This window comes from Burkholderia sp. LA-2-3-30-S1-D2 (assembly GCF_001523915.2).
Lineage (GTDB): Bacteria > Pseudomonadota > Gammaproteobacteria > Burkholderiales > Burkholderiaceae > Burkholderia > Burkholderia diffusa.
Genome location: NZ_CP013383.1, coordinates 243,263 through 257,372, shown reverse-complemented (window position 1 = coordinate 257,372; position 14,110 = coordinate 243,263). Strand labels below are relative to the sequence as shown.

Genomic DNA, 14,110 nt, shown 5'->3' with positions numbered 1-14,110 from the left:
TCCAGGAGACCTCATGACCGCTGCAGACAACGCGCCCGTCAGCCGCTTTCCCGTGCCGGCACTCGAAGACCTGCCCGACGACATTCGCGAACGGATCGCGGTCGTCCAGGAGAAATCGGGCTTCGTCCCGAACGTATTCCTCACGCTCGCGCATCGCCCGGACGAGTTTCGCGCGTTCATGGCATACCATGATGCGCTGATGGACAAGCCGGGCAACCTCACCAAGGCCGAACGCGAGATGATCGTCGTGGCCACCAGCAGCGTGAACCAGTGTCAGTACTGCGTGATCGCGCACGGCGCGATCCTGCGCATTCGCGCGAAGGATCCGCTGATCGCCGACCAGGTCGCGACAAACTATCGCAAGGCCGACATCACCGCGCGACAGAAGGCGATGCTCGACTTCGCGATGAAGGTTTCGCAGACCGCGCACCAGGTGGGCGAAGCGGACTTCGATGCGCTGAAGTCGCATGGCTTCACCGACGAGGACGCCTGGGACATCGCGGCGATCTCGGCGTTCTTCGGGATGTCGAATCGCATCGCGAACGTGACCAACATGCGGCCCAACGCGGAGTTCTACGCGCTAGGTCGTGTTCACACTAGCGCAGGGCTTCGACGATCAGGGCAAAGTTGATAAAAGCAATGAACATCAAATCGAGTTTGTCGAAGCGGGAGAAGATGCGACGAAAGCCCTTCAACCGGCGAAACAACCGCTCGACTTCGTTGCGACGTTTGTACATTTCCCGGTCGTACTCCCAAGGCTCGACGCGCGTGCTCAACGGAGGAACGACAGGGATAAAGCCGAGATCGAGCGCGAGTTGCCGGGTTTCGTTTCCTTCGTACGCCTTGTCCATCAATAGATGCAGCGGTCGATTCGGCGGTCCCAGGCGTTCGAGCAGTGCACGGCCGTGCGGCGCATCGCCGGCCTGACCGGGAGACAGTGCGAACGTTATGGCTGTTCGAGCATCCGCGGCAACCATATGAATCTTGGTTGTCCATCCTCCGCGAGATTTGCCGATGGCTTGGGGTCCATTTTTTTTAACGCACCGGTACCGTCAGGATGAACCTTCACGATCGTGCTATCCAGCGACACCGCTTCAATTCGAACGCGGATGATCTGTGCGCGCTGCAACTCCGTGAACACTCGGTCCAGGACGCCGTTGCGAGACCAGCGGTTCATGCGCGTGTAGATCGTGTGCCAGCGGCCAAAACGTGGCGGCAGGCCGCGCCATTTACACCCGTGCTCGGCAACATAGAGGATCGCGTTGAGCACTTGCAGGTTCGACAGGCTCACATTACCCCGCTGTCGCGGCAAGCAATGTTCGATCTGTTTGAATTGGGCTTCGGAGATTTCCATCTCCGAAGCATATCCTTAAATCTATGTAGTGTGAACAGGCCCTAGGGCGCTGAGGGCGGCCGGCAACGGCGATCGTGATCGAAGACCGGCGTGCATGCGACCGGGCGTCATCCGGTCGCCGCGCGTCGGCGGGGCGTCGGCGCCGCGCTCGAGCGAACCCGCGCTGCCCCAGCTCCCAGACTTATCCGACCTTCTTCAACGCCTGCAGTCCCTCCGGCAACTTCGCGTCCGGGAACATCGTCGACAGCGTCGTATCGCGCCACCGCGCCGCCTCCTCTGCACGCTGCGCTTCCGCCTGCTCGCACACGAACAGCCCATCGCCGCCGAGCAGCAGACGCATCGGCACGTCGTCGCGACGCGACAACTCGACGATCAGCTTCGCGATCCGCGCCGGATCGCCGACCTCGTGGCCGCCGTACGCGCCGATCAATTCGAGAATCTTCCCGACCGACGGCTGATAGTCGGGCAGCAGGCCGTCGACCTCGCGCTTCGCCTGCGCGGCCCATTCGGTGCGCATCCCGCCCGGCTCCAGCGTGCAGACGCGCACGCCGAACGGCGCGACTTCCTTCGACAGCACGTCGCTGAACCCGCCGACCGCCCACTTCGCGGCCTGATACGCGGACAGCCCGGGCGTCGACGTGCGCCCGCCGACCGACGACACCTGGAAGATGTGGCCCGCGCGCTGCGCACGCATCGTCGGCAGCACCGCGCGCGTCAGGTTGACCACGCCGAACAGGTTCGTTTCGATCTGGTCGCGGAAGTCATCGGCGCCGATCTGCTCGAACGGCGCCGTATGACCGTAGCCCGCGTTGTTCACCAGCACGTCGATGCGGCCGAACGCGTCGCGGGCAGCCGCAACCGCATGCGCGGCTGCCGCTGCGTCGGTCACGTCGAGTTCAATCGGCAGCAGCCGGTCGCCGTACCGTTCTTCCAGATCCGCGAGCCGCGCGGGATCGCGCGCACCGGCCGCCAGACGATCGCCCGCCGCCAGCACCGCTTCCGCGATCGAGCGCCCCAGGCCGCGTGCGGCCCCTGTTACCAGCCAGACTTTCGACATTTTCCACTCCTCGACAAGGTTGAAATCACAAAATGAATGATTACTCACTCATTAATATGGGCGCTGAAACGGTGACTTTCACCGTGCCGCGCCCTGCCTGAAACCGCCTTCCGCCGCGGCGGATGCGCCCGAACCGAACGCGCCGCCAATCACCCGTCTCCCGCCGTCCGCCAGGCCGCCCGCCCGGCGAGCCGTCCACTCATACCGCGTGCAACACGGCCCACAGCGCACGAAACCCCGCTTCCCGGTATCCGTCGGCCAGCGCCGGATCGCGCGCGATCGATTCCATCGCCGTTTCCGCGATCGACGTGAACAGCGCCGCGCAGAACGCGTGCGCATCGTCGGCCTTCAGCCCGCCCGCAGCCGCAACCTGCGCGCGCAGCAGCGAGCTGATCGCGCCGAACCCTTCGGCCCCGGCCGCGCGATGCGCGTCGTCGATGCGGCCACTCACGCCGAGCTGCTGCAGCGCGCGGCGCCCGTCCGGATTCGCGACGCCCCACGACACATAGCCGTTCCACGCATGCCGCATCGCCTGTTCGGCCGGCGCGTGTTCCGGAAACCCGGTCATCATCGCCTCGCGCATGTCGGCCTTCAGGCTCAGGTACAGCGCATTCAGCAGCGCATCTTTGGTCTCGAAATAGGTAAACACCGTGCCTTCCGCGACGCCGGCGAGCCGGGCAATGCGCGCGGTGGTCGCGCTCGCGCCGTCCTCCGCGAGCGCGCGGGCGGCGGCGGCGAGGATGGCGTCGTGCTTGTCGGGACTGCGCGGTCGGGCCACGTTCGATTCCTTTAATGAGTGAGCGCTCAATCATAATTACAACATGCGTGCCATGCAAGCGCTGTTACAACACGGGAACACATACACAATCGATCAAAAGCGTGCACTATTAGCGTTTTCACGTACTGGCGCGCCAACGCACCGGCGCCCGGCGCTTCGACGTTCGTTCCACGCTCACACCGCTTCAGACCGCGATCCACTCATGACGAATAAGCCCAACCAGACCGAAGCCGACCAGCCCGTCGACATGATCATCTTCGGCGGCGGCGGCGACCTGGCCGCCCGCAAGCTGTTGCCCGCGCTGTACATGGCGCACCTGCACTGCAACCTGCCGCCGGAGACGCGCATCATCGCGGTCGGCCGGCGCGACTGGGGCATCGACGGCTATCGCAAGTTCATGGACGAGCAATCGCGCCCGTTCATCGACGACAAGGCGTTCGACGCCGACGCATGGGCCCGCTTCCTCGACCTGTTCAAGTACGTGCTGATCGACGTGAACGCGCCGGAAGACTACGCACGGCTCGCCGACGCGGCGCGCGGCGATGCGATCCGCGTGTTCTACCTGTCGACGTCGCCGGAGCTGTTCACGACGATCTGCGACAACCTGTCGGCCGCGCACCTCGTCGATGCGCGCTCGCGCGTCGTCCTCGAAAAGCCGCTCGGCCACGATCTCGCGTCGGCGCAGGCGATCAACGATGCGGTCGGCAAGCATTTCGCGGAATCGCAGATCTACCGGATCGACCATTACCTCGGCAAGGAAACCGTGCAGAACCTGATGGTGCTGCGCTTCGGCAACCCGATCTTCGGGCCGCTGTGGCAGGCGCCGAGCATCCGCAGCGTGCAGATCACGGTGGCGGAGACGGTCGGCGTCGGCAGCCGCGCGGGCTTCTACGACCATACCGGCGCGCTGCGCGACATGGTGCAGAATCACCTGCTGCAACTGCTGTGCATCGTCGCGATGGAACCGCCGGTGTCGCTCGACCCGGACGCGGTGCGCGACGAGAAGCTGAAGGTGCTGCGCTCGCTGCGGCCGATGGCGCTGTCGGACGTCGCGCGCGACACGGTGCGCGGCCAGTACACGGCCGGCGCGGTCGACGGACAGCCGGTCAAGGGCTATCTCGAGGAGGACAACGTGCCGGCGGACAGCCACGCGGAAACCTTCGTCGCGCTGCGCGCGCACATCAACAACTGGCGCTGGGCGAACGTGCCGTTCTTCCTGCGCACCGGCAAGCGGCTGCAGCGCCGCCAGTCGGAAATCGTGATCGAGTTCGCGGACATGCCGTTCTCGATCATCCCGAGCGGCCCGCGCCACTACAGCAACCGCCTCGTGATCCAGCTCCAGCCGGAAGAGTCGATCCAGTTGCAGATGCTCGCGAAGGAGCCGGGCAGCGGGATGAAGATGGTGCCCGTGAGCCTGAACCTCGACCTGCAGCAGGCGATTCCGGAGCGGCGCGCGGAAGCGTACGAACGGCTGCTGATCGACGTGATCCGCGGCCGCCTCACGCACTTCATGCGCCGCGACGAGCTCGAAGCCGCATGGTCGTGGGTCGAACCGATCCTCGACGGCTGGAAGCAGCTCGGCGATCGCCCGCGCCTCTACACCGCGGGCACGTTCGGACCGGCGGCATCGTCGGCGCTGCTGGCGCGCGACAACATGTCGTGGTCTGAGGAAGCGTAAGCCTTGCACGACGGCGTGCCCGCGGCGCAAGCGCCGTGCGGCACGCCGGGTCACGCCGGCGCCCGAAGCCGGTCCCCCGCTTCCCGTCCAGCGCGCCGCCGCTACAGCGGCCCCATCCACGCAGCCTTGCGCCGCGTCGGCCCATCGCTGCCGCTGCTCCCGCCGCCCAGCACCTCGATCATGTAATCGACGAACGACGCGATCCGCGACGAGATCGCAGTGTTCCGGTAATACACCGCGTTGATCGGCTGCTCGACCTCGAGCGTCTGCCGCGCGAGCACCTGCACGAGCCGGCCGGCCTCGCGATCCTGCGCGGTCATGAAGTCCGACAGGCACACCACGCCCGCCCCCTCCAGCGCGAGCTGCCGCAGCGTCTCGCCGCTCGACGACCAGATGCCGGGCTCGATGCGGCTCGGCTCGCCGTCCGCGCCGAGGATCGGCCACACGTTCAGCGATTCGGGCTGCGTGAAGCCGAGCAGCGTGTGCTTGCCGAGATCCTCCACCTTGCGCGGCTGGCCGTGCGCTTCGATGTACGCGGGGCTCGCGAGGATGCGCAACCGGCTGTTGCCGATCCGCCGGCTGTGCAGCGTCGAATCCTTCAGGCGGCCGATCCGGATCGCGACGTCGGTGCGCCGCTCGAGCAGGTCGATGATCCCCTCGTTGCTGTTCAGCTCCAGCTCGACCTTCGGAAAGCGTTCACGGTAGCCGCGCACGAGCGGCACGATCACATGCAGCATGAACGGTGTCGCGGCGTCGACGCGCAGCCGCCCCGACGGCATCTCGCGCCGCGCGAGCATCTGCTCCTCGGCGTTCTCGACCGATTCGATGATCGCGCGCGCATCCTGCAGGAATGCGCGCCCCTCTTCGGTCAGTTCGAGCCGGCGCGTGGTCCGGCGCAGCAGCGTGGTCTTCAGCTTCTCCTCGAGCCGCGCAAGCGTGCGGCTCGCCGCCGACACGGTGACGTCGAGCTGCTGCGCGGCGGCGGTGATCGAGCCGGTGTCGACCACGGCGGCAAAGGCCTGGAGTTCGTCGAGCGTGATTTTCATTGTTGACCTGAAATCAAAACAATTTGGTTTATAGACCAGTTTTTCAGCAAAAGTAAAGGCGGCACACTGCGATCCATTCTTACTGGAACCTGGATCCCGCCATGCCACTCGCCCTGCTTGCGCTGACCATCAGCGCCTTTGCCATCGGCACGACCGAATTCGTGATCGTCGGGCTGATCCCGACGATCGGCGCCGATCTCGGCGTCAGCCTGCCGTCGGCCGGCCTGCTCGTCAGCCTCTACGCGCTGAGCGTCGCGATCGGCGCGCCGCTCCTCACCGCGCTCACCGGCCGCGTGCCGCGCAAAACGCTGCTCGCCGCGCTGATGGCGCTGTTCACGATCGGCAACCTCGTCGCCTGGCAGGCGCCGGGCTACGAATCGCTGATCGTCGCGCGCGTGCTCACCGGCCTTGCGCACGGCGTGTTCTTCTCGGTCGGCTCGATCATCGCGACCACGCTCGTGCCGAAGGACAAGGCCGCCAGCGCGATCGCGACGATGTTCAGCGGCATGACCGTCGCGTTCGTCGCCGGCATCCCGCTCGGCACCTTCATCGGTCAGCACTTCGGCTGGCGCGCGACGTTCCTGATCGTCGCGCTGTTCGGCCTCGTCGCGTTCCTCGGCGCCGTGGCCTTCGTGCCGCGCGGCCTTCCGCGGACGCCGCCGGCGCCGCTCGCCCGTCAGTTCCGCGTGCTGGCCCAGCCGCGCCTGCTGCTCGTCTATGCGATGACGGCGGTCGGCTACGGCGGCTCGCTGATCGCGTTCACCTACATGGCACCGCTGCTCGAACAGATTGCCGGCTTCACGCCGTCGCAGGTCAGCCTCGTGCTCGTCGGCTACGGCGTGTCGGTCGCGTTCGGCAACGTGTGGGGCGGCAAGCTCGCCGACCGCGTCGGACCGGTCAAGGCGCTCAAGCAGATCTTCCTGCTGCTCGCGATCGTGCTGCTCGCACTGACCTTCACGGTGCACGTGAAGTGGCTCGCGGTGCTGACGATGCTCGCGTGGGGCGCGGTCGCATTCGGCAACGTGCCGGGCCTGCAGGTGTACGTCGTCAAGCAGGCGCGCCACTTCGCGCCGGACGCCACCGACGTTGCATCGGGCTTCAACATCGCCGCGTTCAACCTCGGCGTCGCCGGCGGCTCGTCGCTCGGCGGCCTGATCGTCGCGAACGTCGGCCTCGGCCACACGCCGTGGATCGCCGCCGTCGTCACGCTCGGCGCGTTCGCGCTGACCGCGCTGAGCGGCCGCCTCGATCGCGGCCAGGGCCTGCCCGAACGCACGGCCGAACCCGTCGAACTCGCCCATTGAACGTCACTTTCTGCAGGAGCCGCACAGCATGAACGCATCGACCCAACGTCCGCCGTTCGCCGGCAAGACTTTCGAAGTCCGTTACGACGGCCTCACCGCCCTCAACGCGTATGACGAGGACGGCCTCCACATGCGCTACGAGATCACCGAAGGCGCATACGCCGGCGCGACGGGCGAAGTCGCCTTCACGTGGCAGCACGTCGCCGGCGAGACCTACGCGATCTCGTGGCAGGAAGCCGACCGCGCGACGGTCGTGCACCTCGACGATTTTGCCGCCGGCACGTCGCGCTCGTTCTTCACCGCGTCGTCGCTCGACTTCTACCGGCTCGAAGGCAGCCTGCGCGCGATCTGAACGGAGACGCCCGACCATGTCCACTTCACTCGACAAACTCGCCGAAGGCGGCTTCACCATCGGCATCGAACTGCCGCTCGACAACGACTGGTCGCCGGCCGGCGACGCGAAGCGCCAGCATGACGGCCGCCGCCCCGGCGTGCCCGACCTGGAAATCCACGCGGAGCTCGCGCAACTGGCCGACACGCTCGGCTTCCGCGCGCTCTGGGTGCGCGACGTGCCGGTGTACGACCCGTCGTTCGGCGACGCCGCGCAGGTGTTCGAGACCTTCTCGTATCTCGGCTACCTCGCCGGCATCACGCGCGACATCCTGCTCGGCACGGCGGCCGTCGTGCTGCCGCTGCGCGAACCGCTGCTGACGCTGAAATCGGCCGCGACGATCCAGGAACTGAGCGGCGGCCGCCTGCTGCTCGGCGTCGCGAGCGGCGACCGGCCGGTCGAATATCCGCTGTTCGGCCGCGATTTCGCATCGCGCGGCGCCAACTTCCGCGACCAGATCGCGCTGCTGCGCGACGGCGCGCGCGCTCATCTGCCGCCCGGCCTCGACGTGCTGCCCGCCGCGCGCTCGCCGGTGCCGCTGCTCGTCGCGGGTCTCGCGCAGCAGACGCCCGCATGGATCGGCGAGCACATGGACGGCTGCCTCGCGTATCCGGGCACGCCGGCCGATCACCTGCAGCGCGTCGCGAACTGGCGCGCGGTGGCCGGCAACAAGCCGTACGTGAGCTTCATCCACCTCGACCTCGCGGAAGATCCGCACGAGCCGCTGCAGCGGCACCGCTTCGGCGCGCGCGCCGGACGCATCGCGCTGACGGAGGAACTTGCGGCAATGCGCGCCGCCGGCGTGCAGCACATCGGCCTGCATTTCCGCCGCAACCGCCGCCCGCTCGACGAGACGCTGGCCGAGATCGCGTCGGACGTGCTGCCGGTGTTCCATGCGAATGCCGCGGCCGATGCGAACGCGCTGCCGGGCGCCGCCTGAGGCCGGCACGCCGCCAGCCAGCGGGATCCACGACCGATATTTGACTTGAAATCAAATATTTTTGACCTCTAAAGGCGTTTATCTCATCAGTCCAGGGCGCCAGAATGATTTCCATACCGCAATCGCTCCACCTCTTCCAGGAACACATGATGAGCAACATTCCCGCATTCGGCCTCGGTACCTTCCGCCTGCAAGGCCAGGTCGTCATCGACTCGGTCCGCAACGGCCTCGAGGTCGGCTACCGCGCGATCGACACCGCGCAGATCTACGGCAACGAAGCCGAAGTCGGCGAAGCGATCGCCGCATCGGGCGTGCGCCGCGAAGACCTGTTCCTCACGACGAAGATCTGGGTCGACAACTACGCGCCGGAAAAGCTGGTCGCCAGCCTCGAGGAAAGCCTGCGCAAGCTGCGCACCGACTACGTCGACCTGACGCTGATCCACTGGCCGGCGCCTGAGAGCGGCGTGTCGGTCCAGGCATTCATGACCGCGCTCGCCGACGCGAAGGTGAAGGGTCTCACGCGCCAGATCGGTATCTCGAACTTCAACATCGCACTGACGAAGGAAGCGATCGCGGTGGTCGGCAAGGATGCGATCGCGACGAACCAGATCGAACTGAGTCCGTACCTGCAGAACCGCAAGCTGGTCGAGTTCCTGAACGGCGAAGGCATCCACGTGACGTCGTACATGACGCTCGCATACGGCAAGGTGCTCGGCGACCCGGTGATCGGCGCGATCGCGCAACGTCACGACGCGACGCCGGCGCAGGTCGCGCTGGCCTGGGCCCTGCAGCTCGGCTACTCGGTGATCCCGTCGTCGACGAAGCGCGAAAACCTCGCAAGCAACCTGCTCGCGCAAACGTTGCGCCTGACCGACGAGGACATGGCGCAGATCGCCGCGCTCGAACGCAACGGCCGCGAAGTCGACCCGGCCGGCCTCGCGCCGAAGTGGGACTAGGCCTGTTCCCGCTGATCACAGGCGCTGGCGCCGCCCCCTCAATCGAACCGTCCGCGGCCAGCCGGCCGCGGCACCGACAGGAATCCATCATGACCCAGGACCCGCTTTTCCAACCGCTGCAATTCGGCTCGCTGACACTGCCGAACCGTATCGTGATGCCGCCGATGACGCGTTCGCGCGCCAGCCAGCCCGGCGACGAAGCCAACGAACTGATGGCCGCGTATTACGCGCAGCGCGCGAGCGCGGGCCTGATCGTCAGCGAAGGCACCTACATCGCGCCGCTCGGCAAGGGCTACGCATGGACGCCCGGCATCCACACGCCGTCGCAGGTCGCCGGCTGGCGCAAGGTGACGGACGCCGTCCACGCAGCGCATGGCCGCATCTTCGCGCAGCTCTGGCACGTCGGCCGGCTGAGCCACACGAGCCTGCTCGGCGGCCGGCAACCCGTTTCGTCGTCGCCGCTCCAGGCGAAGGGCGTGAACGTGTTCGTCGCCGGTGAGGACGGCAGCACGCCGGGCTTCGTGCAGGCGTCCGAGCCGCGCGCGTTGTCCGTCGACGAAATCGGCGAGATCGTCGATCAATACCGCGCCGCCGCGCGCAACGCGATCGAAGCCGGTTTCGACGGCGTCGAGCTGCACGGCGCGAACGGCTATCTCGTGAACCAGTTCATCGACTCGAACGCGAACACGCGCACCGACGCGTACGGCGGCTCGCTCGACAACCGGCTGCGCTTCCTGCGCGAAGTCGCGCAGGCGCTGATCGAAGGCACCGGCGACGCGTCGCGCGTCGGCATCCGCCTCGCGCCGCTGACCACGCTGAACGGCTGCGTCGACGACGATCCCGAGACGACCTACCTCGCCGCCGCGAAGCTGCTCGGCGAACTCGGTGTCGGCTACCTGCACATCGCGGAAGCCGACTGGGACGACGCACCGCTGATGCCGGTCGAATTCAAGCAGCAGCTGCGTGCCGCGTTTCCTGGCGTGCTGATCTACGCCGGCGCGTACACCGCCGAGCGCGCGCGGGAAGCGATCGCCGCCGGCTGGGCCGACCTCGTCGCCTTCGGCCGACCGTTCGTCGCGAACCCCGACCTGCCCGAGCGCCTGCGCACCGGCGCGGCGCTCACGCCGCACGACCGCAACACGCTGTTCGGCGGCGGCGCACGGGGCCTGACCGACTATCCGACGCTCGCGCAGGCCGCGGCCTGACCGATCGACAGGAGTCCGACATGAGAATCACGTCCCCTTCCCGCCTGGGTTTCGGCACCGCGCCACTGGGCAACATGTATCGGGACATCCCGAACGAAGAAGCACTGGCCACCGTCGACGCGGCCTGGGAAAGCGGTATCCGCTACTTCGACGCGGCGCCGCTGTATGGCGCCGGCCTCGCCGAGCTGCGCCTCGGTGAAGCGCTCGCCGGCCGGCCGCGCGATGAATATTCGCTCGGCACCAAGGTCGGCCGCCTCGTGCTCGACGAGCACGAGGATGCGTCGCAGCGCGATCTCGGCGAGAAGGGCGGCCTGTTCCGCCATGGCCTGCCGAACAAGATCGTCTACGACTACACGGAAGACGGCACGCTGCGCTCGATCGAAGCGAGCCTCGAGCGGCTGCACACCGACCGCCTCGACACCGTGTGGATCCACGATCCGGCGATCGACTTCCACGGCGAGCGCTGGCTCGACGTGTTCGACGTCGCGATGTCGGGTGCGGCCAAGGCACTCACGCGGCTGCGCGACGAGAAGGTCATCAAGGGCTGGGGCCTCGGCGTGAACCGGATCGAGCCGTGCGAGCTCGCGCTCGAGCGCTCGGATCCGGACGGCTTCCTGCTCGCCGGCCGCTACACGCTGCTCGACCATGCCGGCGCGCTCGAACGGCTGATGCCGGAAAGCGCCGTGCGCAGCCTCGGCATCATCGTCGGCGGCCCGTACAACTCTGGCGTGCTCGCGGGCGGCACCCACTTCGAATACCAGCCGGCCACGCAGGAGATGCTCGATCGCGTCGCGCGCATCCGGCAGATCAGCGAGCAGTTCGGCGTCGATGTCCGCGCGGTGGCGCTGCAGTTCTCGCTCGCGCACCCGGCCGTCGCGGCCGTGATCGCCGGCGCGAGCCGGCCCGAGCGCATCGACGAGAACCTGCGGCTCGCGTCGGCGCCGATTCCGGCAAGCCTGTGGGACGCACTGAAGGCCGAGCGCCTGATCGCGGAACACGCGCCGACACCGGCCGGCGCGGCCTGAGCCGCTTGCGCGCGACCGCCGCGACGAGCGGCCGCGCACATCCATTCCCGTGCAATCGCGGCGGCTATCGCCGCGATTGCCATTTCCGAATTGCAGCCTGCGCAATCGCCGTCTAACGTTCATAAGATCGACTTCGCACGACCGTCACCCGACCTGAAAGGACGCTCCGCCATGCCAAGCCGCTTTCCGAAACGCGACATGCTGCAGGCCCTCGCGGCCCTTTCGTTCGCGGCCTGCACCTTGCCGGCCCATGCCGACGATGCAACCGGTCTCGTGCCGCCCCAGCCGGCCTCGCCCGTGCTGTCGACGACCGCGACCGGCGTGCAGATCTACGCATGCGAATACGACGCCGGGCACCGGCTCGCGTGGGCATTCCAGCGCCCGGAAGCGATGCTGTTCGACGCCACCGGCGCGCTCGTCGTCCGGCACGGCGCGGGGCCGTCGTGGGAATCGCTCGACGGCAGCCGCATCACCGGCAAGAAGCTCGCGGAAACGCCCAGCGCGCACCCGGGCAGCATTGCGCAACTCCTGCTCGCCGCGACGCCGGCAGCGGCCGGCATGCTCGCCGGCGTGCGCTTCATACAGCGGCTCGATACCGTGGGCGGCACGCCGCCGGAGGCGACGCGTGCGACCGAACATGCGATCGGCCGCTTTCCGTATTTCGCGCGATACGTGTTCCTGAAGTAACGCGCGGCGGCATCCCGAAGCGCGCACGCCGCCACCAGGATGCTCACAAGTCCATTTGATCAGTCATCCTGCATTTACCGATCGTATGTCCGGTGTATTCATCGTCATCGATCGGGCCAGGACATGATGCGCGCGCGTCAGCGCGTGCGCATCGACAGCTCGACGTCGCCGCCGAACGGGACCGACAGATAGCCGTTTTCCGGCGCGCGCACGTAGGCGAGGTAGTCGGGACTGTATTGCGCGTTGTCGGCAATGACGAACGCGCCGGGCCGCAGCCGGCGCTCGACCAGCGCGAGCACCTCGGGATACAGCGCCTTCGCGCCGTCGAGCAGCAGCAGGTCGACCGTTTCGGGCAGATCGGCCGCCAGCGTGCGCAGCGCATCGCCTTCACGGATCTCGACGAGATCGGCCAACCCGCCGGCCGCCAGGTTCTCGCGCGCCCGCGCGACCTTCGACGCCTCGAACTCGCTGGTGATCAGCCGGCCGCCGCCGTTGTCGCGCAGCGCGGCCGCGAGGTGCAGCGTCGAGATACCGAACGACATGCCGAATTCGACGATGGCGCGCGCGCCGTTACTGCGCGCGAGCATGTACAGCAGCGTGCCCGTCTCGCGCGACACCGCGAGCGGATAGTCCTTCAGGCGTGCATAGAAATCGGCGTAATCGGTCTTGCTGCGCATCAGCCGCGCGTGCTCGTCGTGCGTCAGGTCCGCGAAGTCCGGGCTCGACGCGGGCGACGATGCGTCGGCTTCGTCGAACAGGCGCGCGAGCAGCGACGCCAGCGGGTCGTGAATCAGGGTGGTCATGCGAATCTCCGGTGTCAGGTTGAGTGCGTCAGGGCGCCCGACTAGAATATGACGAACTATTCAGGTTTTACTATTCGCATTGGCAGACCCGTCATGACCGACCGCCGCAACGCCCCGATCGCCTCGCGCAGACTGCCTCGGCAGGCCCGCTCGACCCAGCTCGTCGATGACGTGCTGCAGGCCGCTATTCAGGTTCTGGCAACCGAAGGCGCGCAGCGCTTCACGATGGCGCGCGTCGCCGAGCGCGCCGGTGTGAGCGTCGGTTCGCTATATCAGTACTTCCCGAACAAGGCGGCCGTGCTGTTCCGGCTGCAGCACGACGAGTGGCGCCAGACGTCCGGGATGCTGCGCGGGATGCTGGAAGATCCGCACAAGACGCCGCCCGCGCGGCTGCGCACGGCCGTCCATGCGTTCATCCGCTCGGAATGCGACGAGGCGCGAATGCGCATCGCGCTCGACGACGCCGCGCCGCTCTATCGCGACACACCCGAGGCGCAGGAAGCGAAGGCCGCCGGCAACCGGATCTTCAGCGCGTTCATGCTCGACGCGCTGCCCGACGCACCGGATGCCACGCGCGCGCTCGCGTGCGAGCTCATCACGAGCACGCTCACGAGTTCCGGCAAGGCGTTTTCGGAAACCGAACGCACGCCGGCCGAAATCGACGCGTACTCGGCCGCGATGGCCGACATGTTCTGCGCGTATCTCGCGCAGCTCGCGCGCGGCTGACGCAACGACGGCGACGACGGCAACGACGCACGCCAGCGCAGCACGCGCGCGGCCCCGGTATCATCCGGACTCACGTTGCGCACGGCGGCGCGGCGCGTCACGCGCGGCCGTATTCACGCACCTGCGCGGCCTCGATGAAAGACATTCGTAATATCCGATG

At 67.4% G+C, this 14,110-nt stretch carries 15 protein-coding genes; 10 read left to right on the top strand and 5 right to left on the bottom strand.

The genetic code is table 11. The features are described from left to right. The first annotated feature begins 13 nt into the window (after window positions 1–13). Entirely contained in the window at window positions 14–631 is a 618-nt protein-coding gene (locus WS66_RS01235; protein WP_059599071.1) for a peroxidase-related enzyme, read from the top strand. Here WS66_RS01235 and WS66_RS01230 read toward each other — a convergent pair. The 3 genes from WS66_RS01230 to WS66_RS01220 form a co-directional block, all read right to left on the bottom strand. After that, window positions 597–1,354 (bottom strand): IS5 family transposase gene (locus WS66_RS01230; protein ID WP_108064602.1). Its coding sequence is split into 2 segments (ribosomal slippage): window positions 597–1,039 and window positions 1,039–1,354, totalling 759 coding nucleotides; the frame shifts between segments, so codons are not numbered across the junction. The two genes, WS66_RS01235 and WS66_RS01230, sit on opposite strands and share 35 nt — an antisense overlap. Window positions 1,355–1,535: 181 nt before the next feature. Next, a complete protein-coding gene (locus WS66_RS01225) occupies window positions 1,536–2,411 on the bottom strand; it encodes an SDR family NAD(P)-dependent oxidoreductase (RefSeq protein ID WP_059608116.1) in 876 nt (291 codons plus the stop codon). A gap of 199 nt (window positions 2,412–2,610) precedes the next feature. Continuing rightward, on the bottom strand, window positions 2,611–3,189 hold the full coding sequence (locus WS66_RS01220; protein ID WP_059608115.1) for a TetR/AcrR family transcriptional regulator: 579 nt from the start codon (window positions 3,187–3,189) through the stop codon (window positions 2,611–2,613). A gap of 202 nt (window positions 3,190–3,391) precedes the next feature. On the opposite strand from WS66_RS01220, the gene zwf reads away from it, so the two are divergent. Beyond that, on the top strand, window positions 3,392–4,867 hold the full coding sequence (gene zwf / locus WS66_RS01215) for a glucose-6-phosphate dehydrogenase (RefSeq protein ID WP_059528548.1): 1,476 nt from the start codon (window positions 3,392–3,394) through the stop codon (window positions 4,865–4,867). Between the two features lie 101 nt (window positions 4,868–4,968). Here zwf and WS66_RS01210 read toward each other — a convergent pair whose 3' ends face one another. Further along, window positions 4,969–5,913, bottom strand: coding sequence for a LysR family transcriptional regulator (locus WS66_RS01210; protein WP_059608114.1), 945 nt, complete (start codon window positions 5,911–5,913; stop codon window positions 4,969–4,971). Between the two features lie 101 nt (window positions 5,914–6,014). Between WS66_RS01210 and WS66_RS01205 the strand changes: the two genes are divergently transcribed. From WS66_RS01205 to WS66_RS01175, 7 genes are all read left to right on the top strand, one after another. Then, window positions 6,015–7,217: an MFS transporter gene (locus WS66_RS01205; protein ID WP_059528553.1), complete on the top strand. Its 1,203-nt coding sequence runs from the start codon at window positions 6,015–6,017 to the stop codon at window positions 7,215–7,217. A gap of 28 nt (window positions 7,218–7,245) precedes the next feature. Next, window positions 7,246–7,569 (top strand): MoaF-related domain-containing protein, encoded by a 324-nt coding sequence (locus WS66_RS01200; protein WP_059608113.1) that lies wholly within the window; start codon window positions 7,246–7,248, stop codon window positions 7,567–7,569. Window positions 7,570–7,585: 16 nt separating this feature from the next. After that, window positions 7,586–8,548, top strand: a complete 963-nt coding sequence (locus tag WS66_RS01195; protein WP_059608112.1) for an LLM class oxidoreductase — start codon at window positions 7,586–7,588, stop codon at window positions 8,546–8,548. A gap of 149 nt (window positions 8,549–8,697) precedes the next feature. Then, window positions 8,698–9,504: a 2,5-didehydrogluconate reductase DkgB gene (gene dkgB / locus WS66_RS01190; protein ID WP_059608122.1), complete on the top strand. Its 807-nt coding sequence runs from the start codon at window positions 8,698–8,700 to the stop codon at window positions 9,502–9,504. 89 nt (window positions 9,505–9,593) lie between these two features. Beyond that, window positions 9,594–10,709, top strand: coding sequence for an alkene reductase (locus tag WS66_RS01185; protein WP_059608111.1), 1,116 nt, complete (start codon window positions 9,594–9,596; stop codon window positions 10,707–10,709). 20 nt (window positions 10,710–10,729) lie between these two features. Beyond that, the gene (locus WS66_RS01180) at window positions 10,730–11,734 is read left to right on the top strand and encodes an aldo/keto reductase (RefSeq protein ID WP_059608110.1); all 1,005 of its coding nucleotides are present in this window, start codon (window positions 10,730–10,732) and stop codon (window positions 11,732–11,734) included. Between the two features lie 171 nt (window positions 11,735–11,905). Continuing rightward, window positions 11,906–12,421: a DUF3455 domain-containing protein gene (locus tag WS66_RS01175; RefSeq protein ID WP_059608109.1), complete on the top strand. Its 516-nt coding sequence runs from the start codon at window positions 11,906–11,908 to the stop codon at window positions 12,419–12,421. Between the two features lie 137 nt (window positions 12,422–12,558). Here the strand turns inward: WS66_RS01175 and WS66_RS01170 are convergent, their stop codons facing one another. Then, a complete protein-coding gene (locus WS66_RS01170) occupies window positions 12,559–13,224 on the bottom strand; it encodes an O-methyltransferase (RefSeq protein WP_059608108.1) in 666 nt (221 codons plus the stop codon). Window positions 13,225–13,272: 48 nt separating this feature from the next. Between WS66_RS01170 and WS66_RS01165 the strand changes: the two genes are divergently transcribed. Then, window positions 13,273–13,950, top strand: coding sequence for a TetR family transcriptional regulator (locus WS66_RS01165; RefSeq protein WP_059608107.1), 678 nt, complete (start codon window positions 13,273–13,275; stop codon window positions 13,948–13,950). Window positions 13,951–14,110: the final 160 nt, after the last annotated feature.

Bases quoted from the DNA above. Each gene is read 5' to 3' on its own strand.
- WS66_RS01235 (WP_059599071.1), top strand. From the start codon at position 14: ATGACCGCTGCAGACAACGCGCCCGTCAGCCGCTTTCCCGTGCCGGCA.
- WS66_RS01225 (WP_059608116.1), bottom strand. From the start codon at position 2,411: ATGTCGAAAGTCTGGCTGGTAACAGGGGCCGCACGCGGCCTGGGGCGC.
- zwf (WP_059528548.1), top strand. From the start codon at position 3,392: ATGACGAATAAGCCCAACCAGACCGAAGCCGACCAGCCCGTCGACATG.
- WS66_RS01210 (WP_059608114.1), bottom strand. From the start codon at position 5,913: ATGAAAATCACGCTCGACGAACTCCAGGCCTTTGCCGCCGTGGTCGAC.
- WS66_RS01205 (WP_059528553.1), top strand. From the start codon at position 6,015: ATGCCACTCGCCCTGCTTGCGCTGACCATCAGCGCCTTTGCCATCGGC.
- WS66_RS01200 (WP_059608113.1), top strand. From the start codon at position 7,246: ATGAACGCATCGACCCAACGTCCGCCGTTCGCCGGCAAGACTTTCGAA.
- WS66_RS01195 (WP_059608112.1), top strand. From the start codon at position 7,586: ATGTCCACTTCACTCGACAAACTCGCCGAAGGCGGCTTCACCATCGGC.
- dkgB (WP_059608122.1), top strand. From the start codon at position 8,698: ATGAGCAACATTCCCGCATTCGGCCTCGGTACCTTCCGCCTGCAAGGC.
- WS66_RS01185 (WP_059608111.1), top strand. From the start codon at position 9,594: ATGACCCAGGACCCGCTTTTCCAACCGCTGCAATTCGGCTCGCTGACA.
- WS66_RS01180 (WP_059608110.1), top strand. From the start codon at position 10,730: ATGAGAATCACGTCCCCTTCCCGCCTGGGTTTCGGCACCGCGCCACTG.
- WS66_RS01175 (WP_059608109.1), top strand. From the start codon at position 11,906: ATGCCAAGCCGCTTTCCGAAACGCGACATGCTGCAGGCCCTCGCGGCC.
- WS66_RS01170 (WP_059608108.1), bottom strand. From the start codon at position 13,224: ATGACCACCCTGATTCACGACCCGCTGGCGTCGCTGCTCGCGCGCCTG.
- WS66_RS01165 (WP_059608107.1), top strand. From the start codon at position 13,273: ATGACGAACTATTCAGGTTTTACTATTCGCATTGGCAGACCCGTCATG.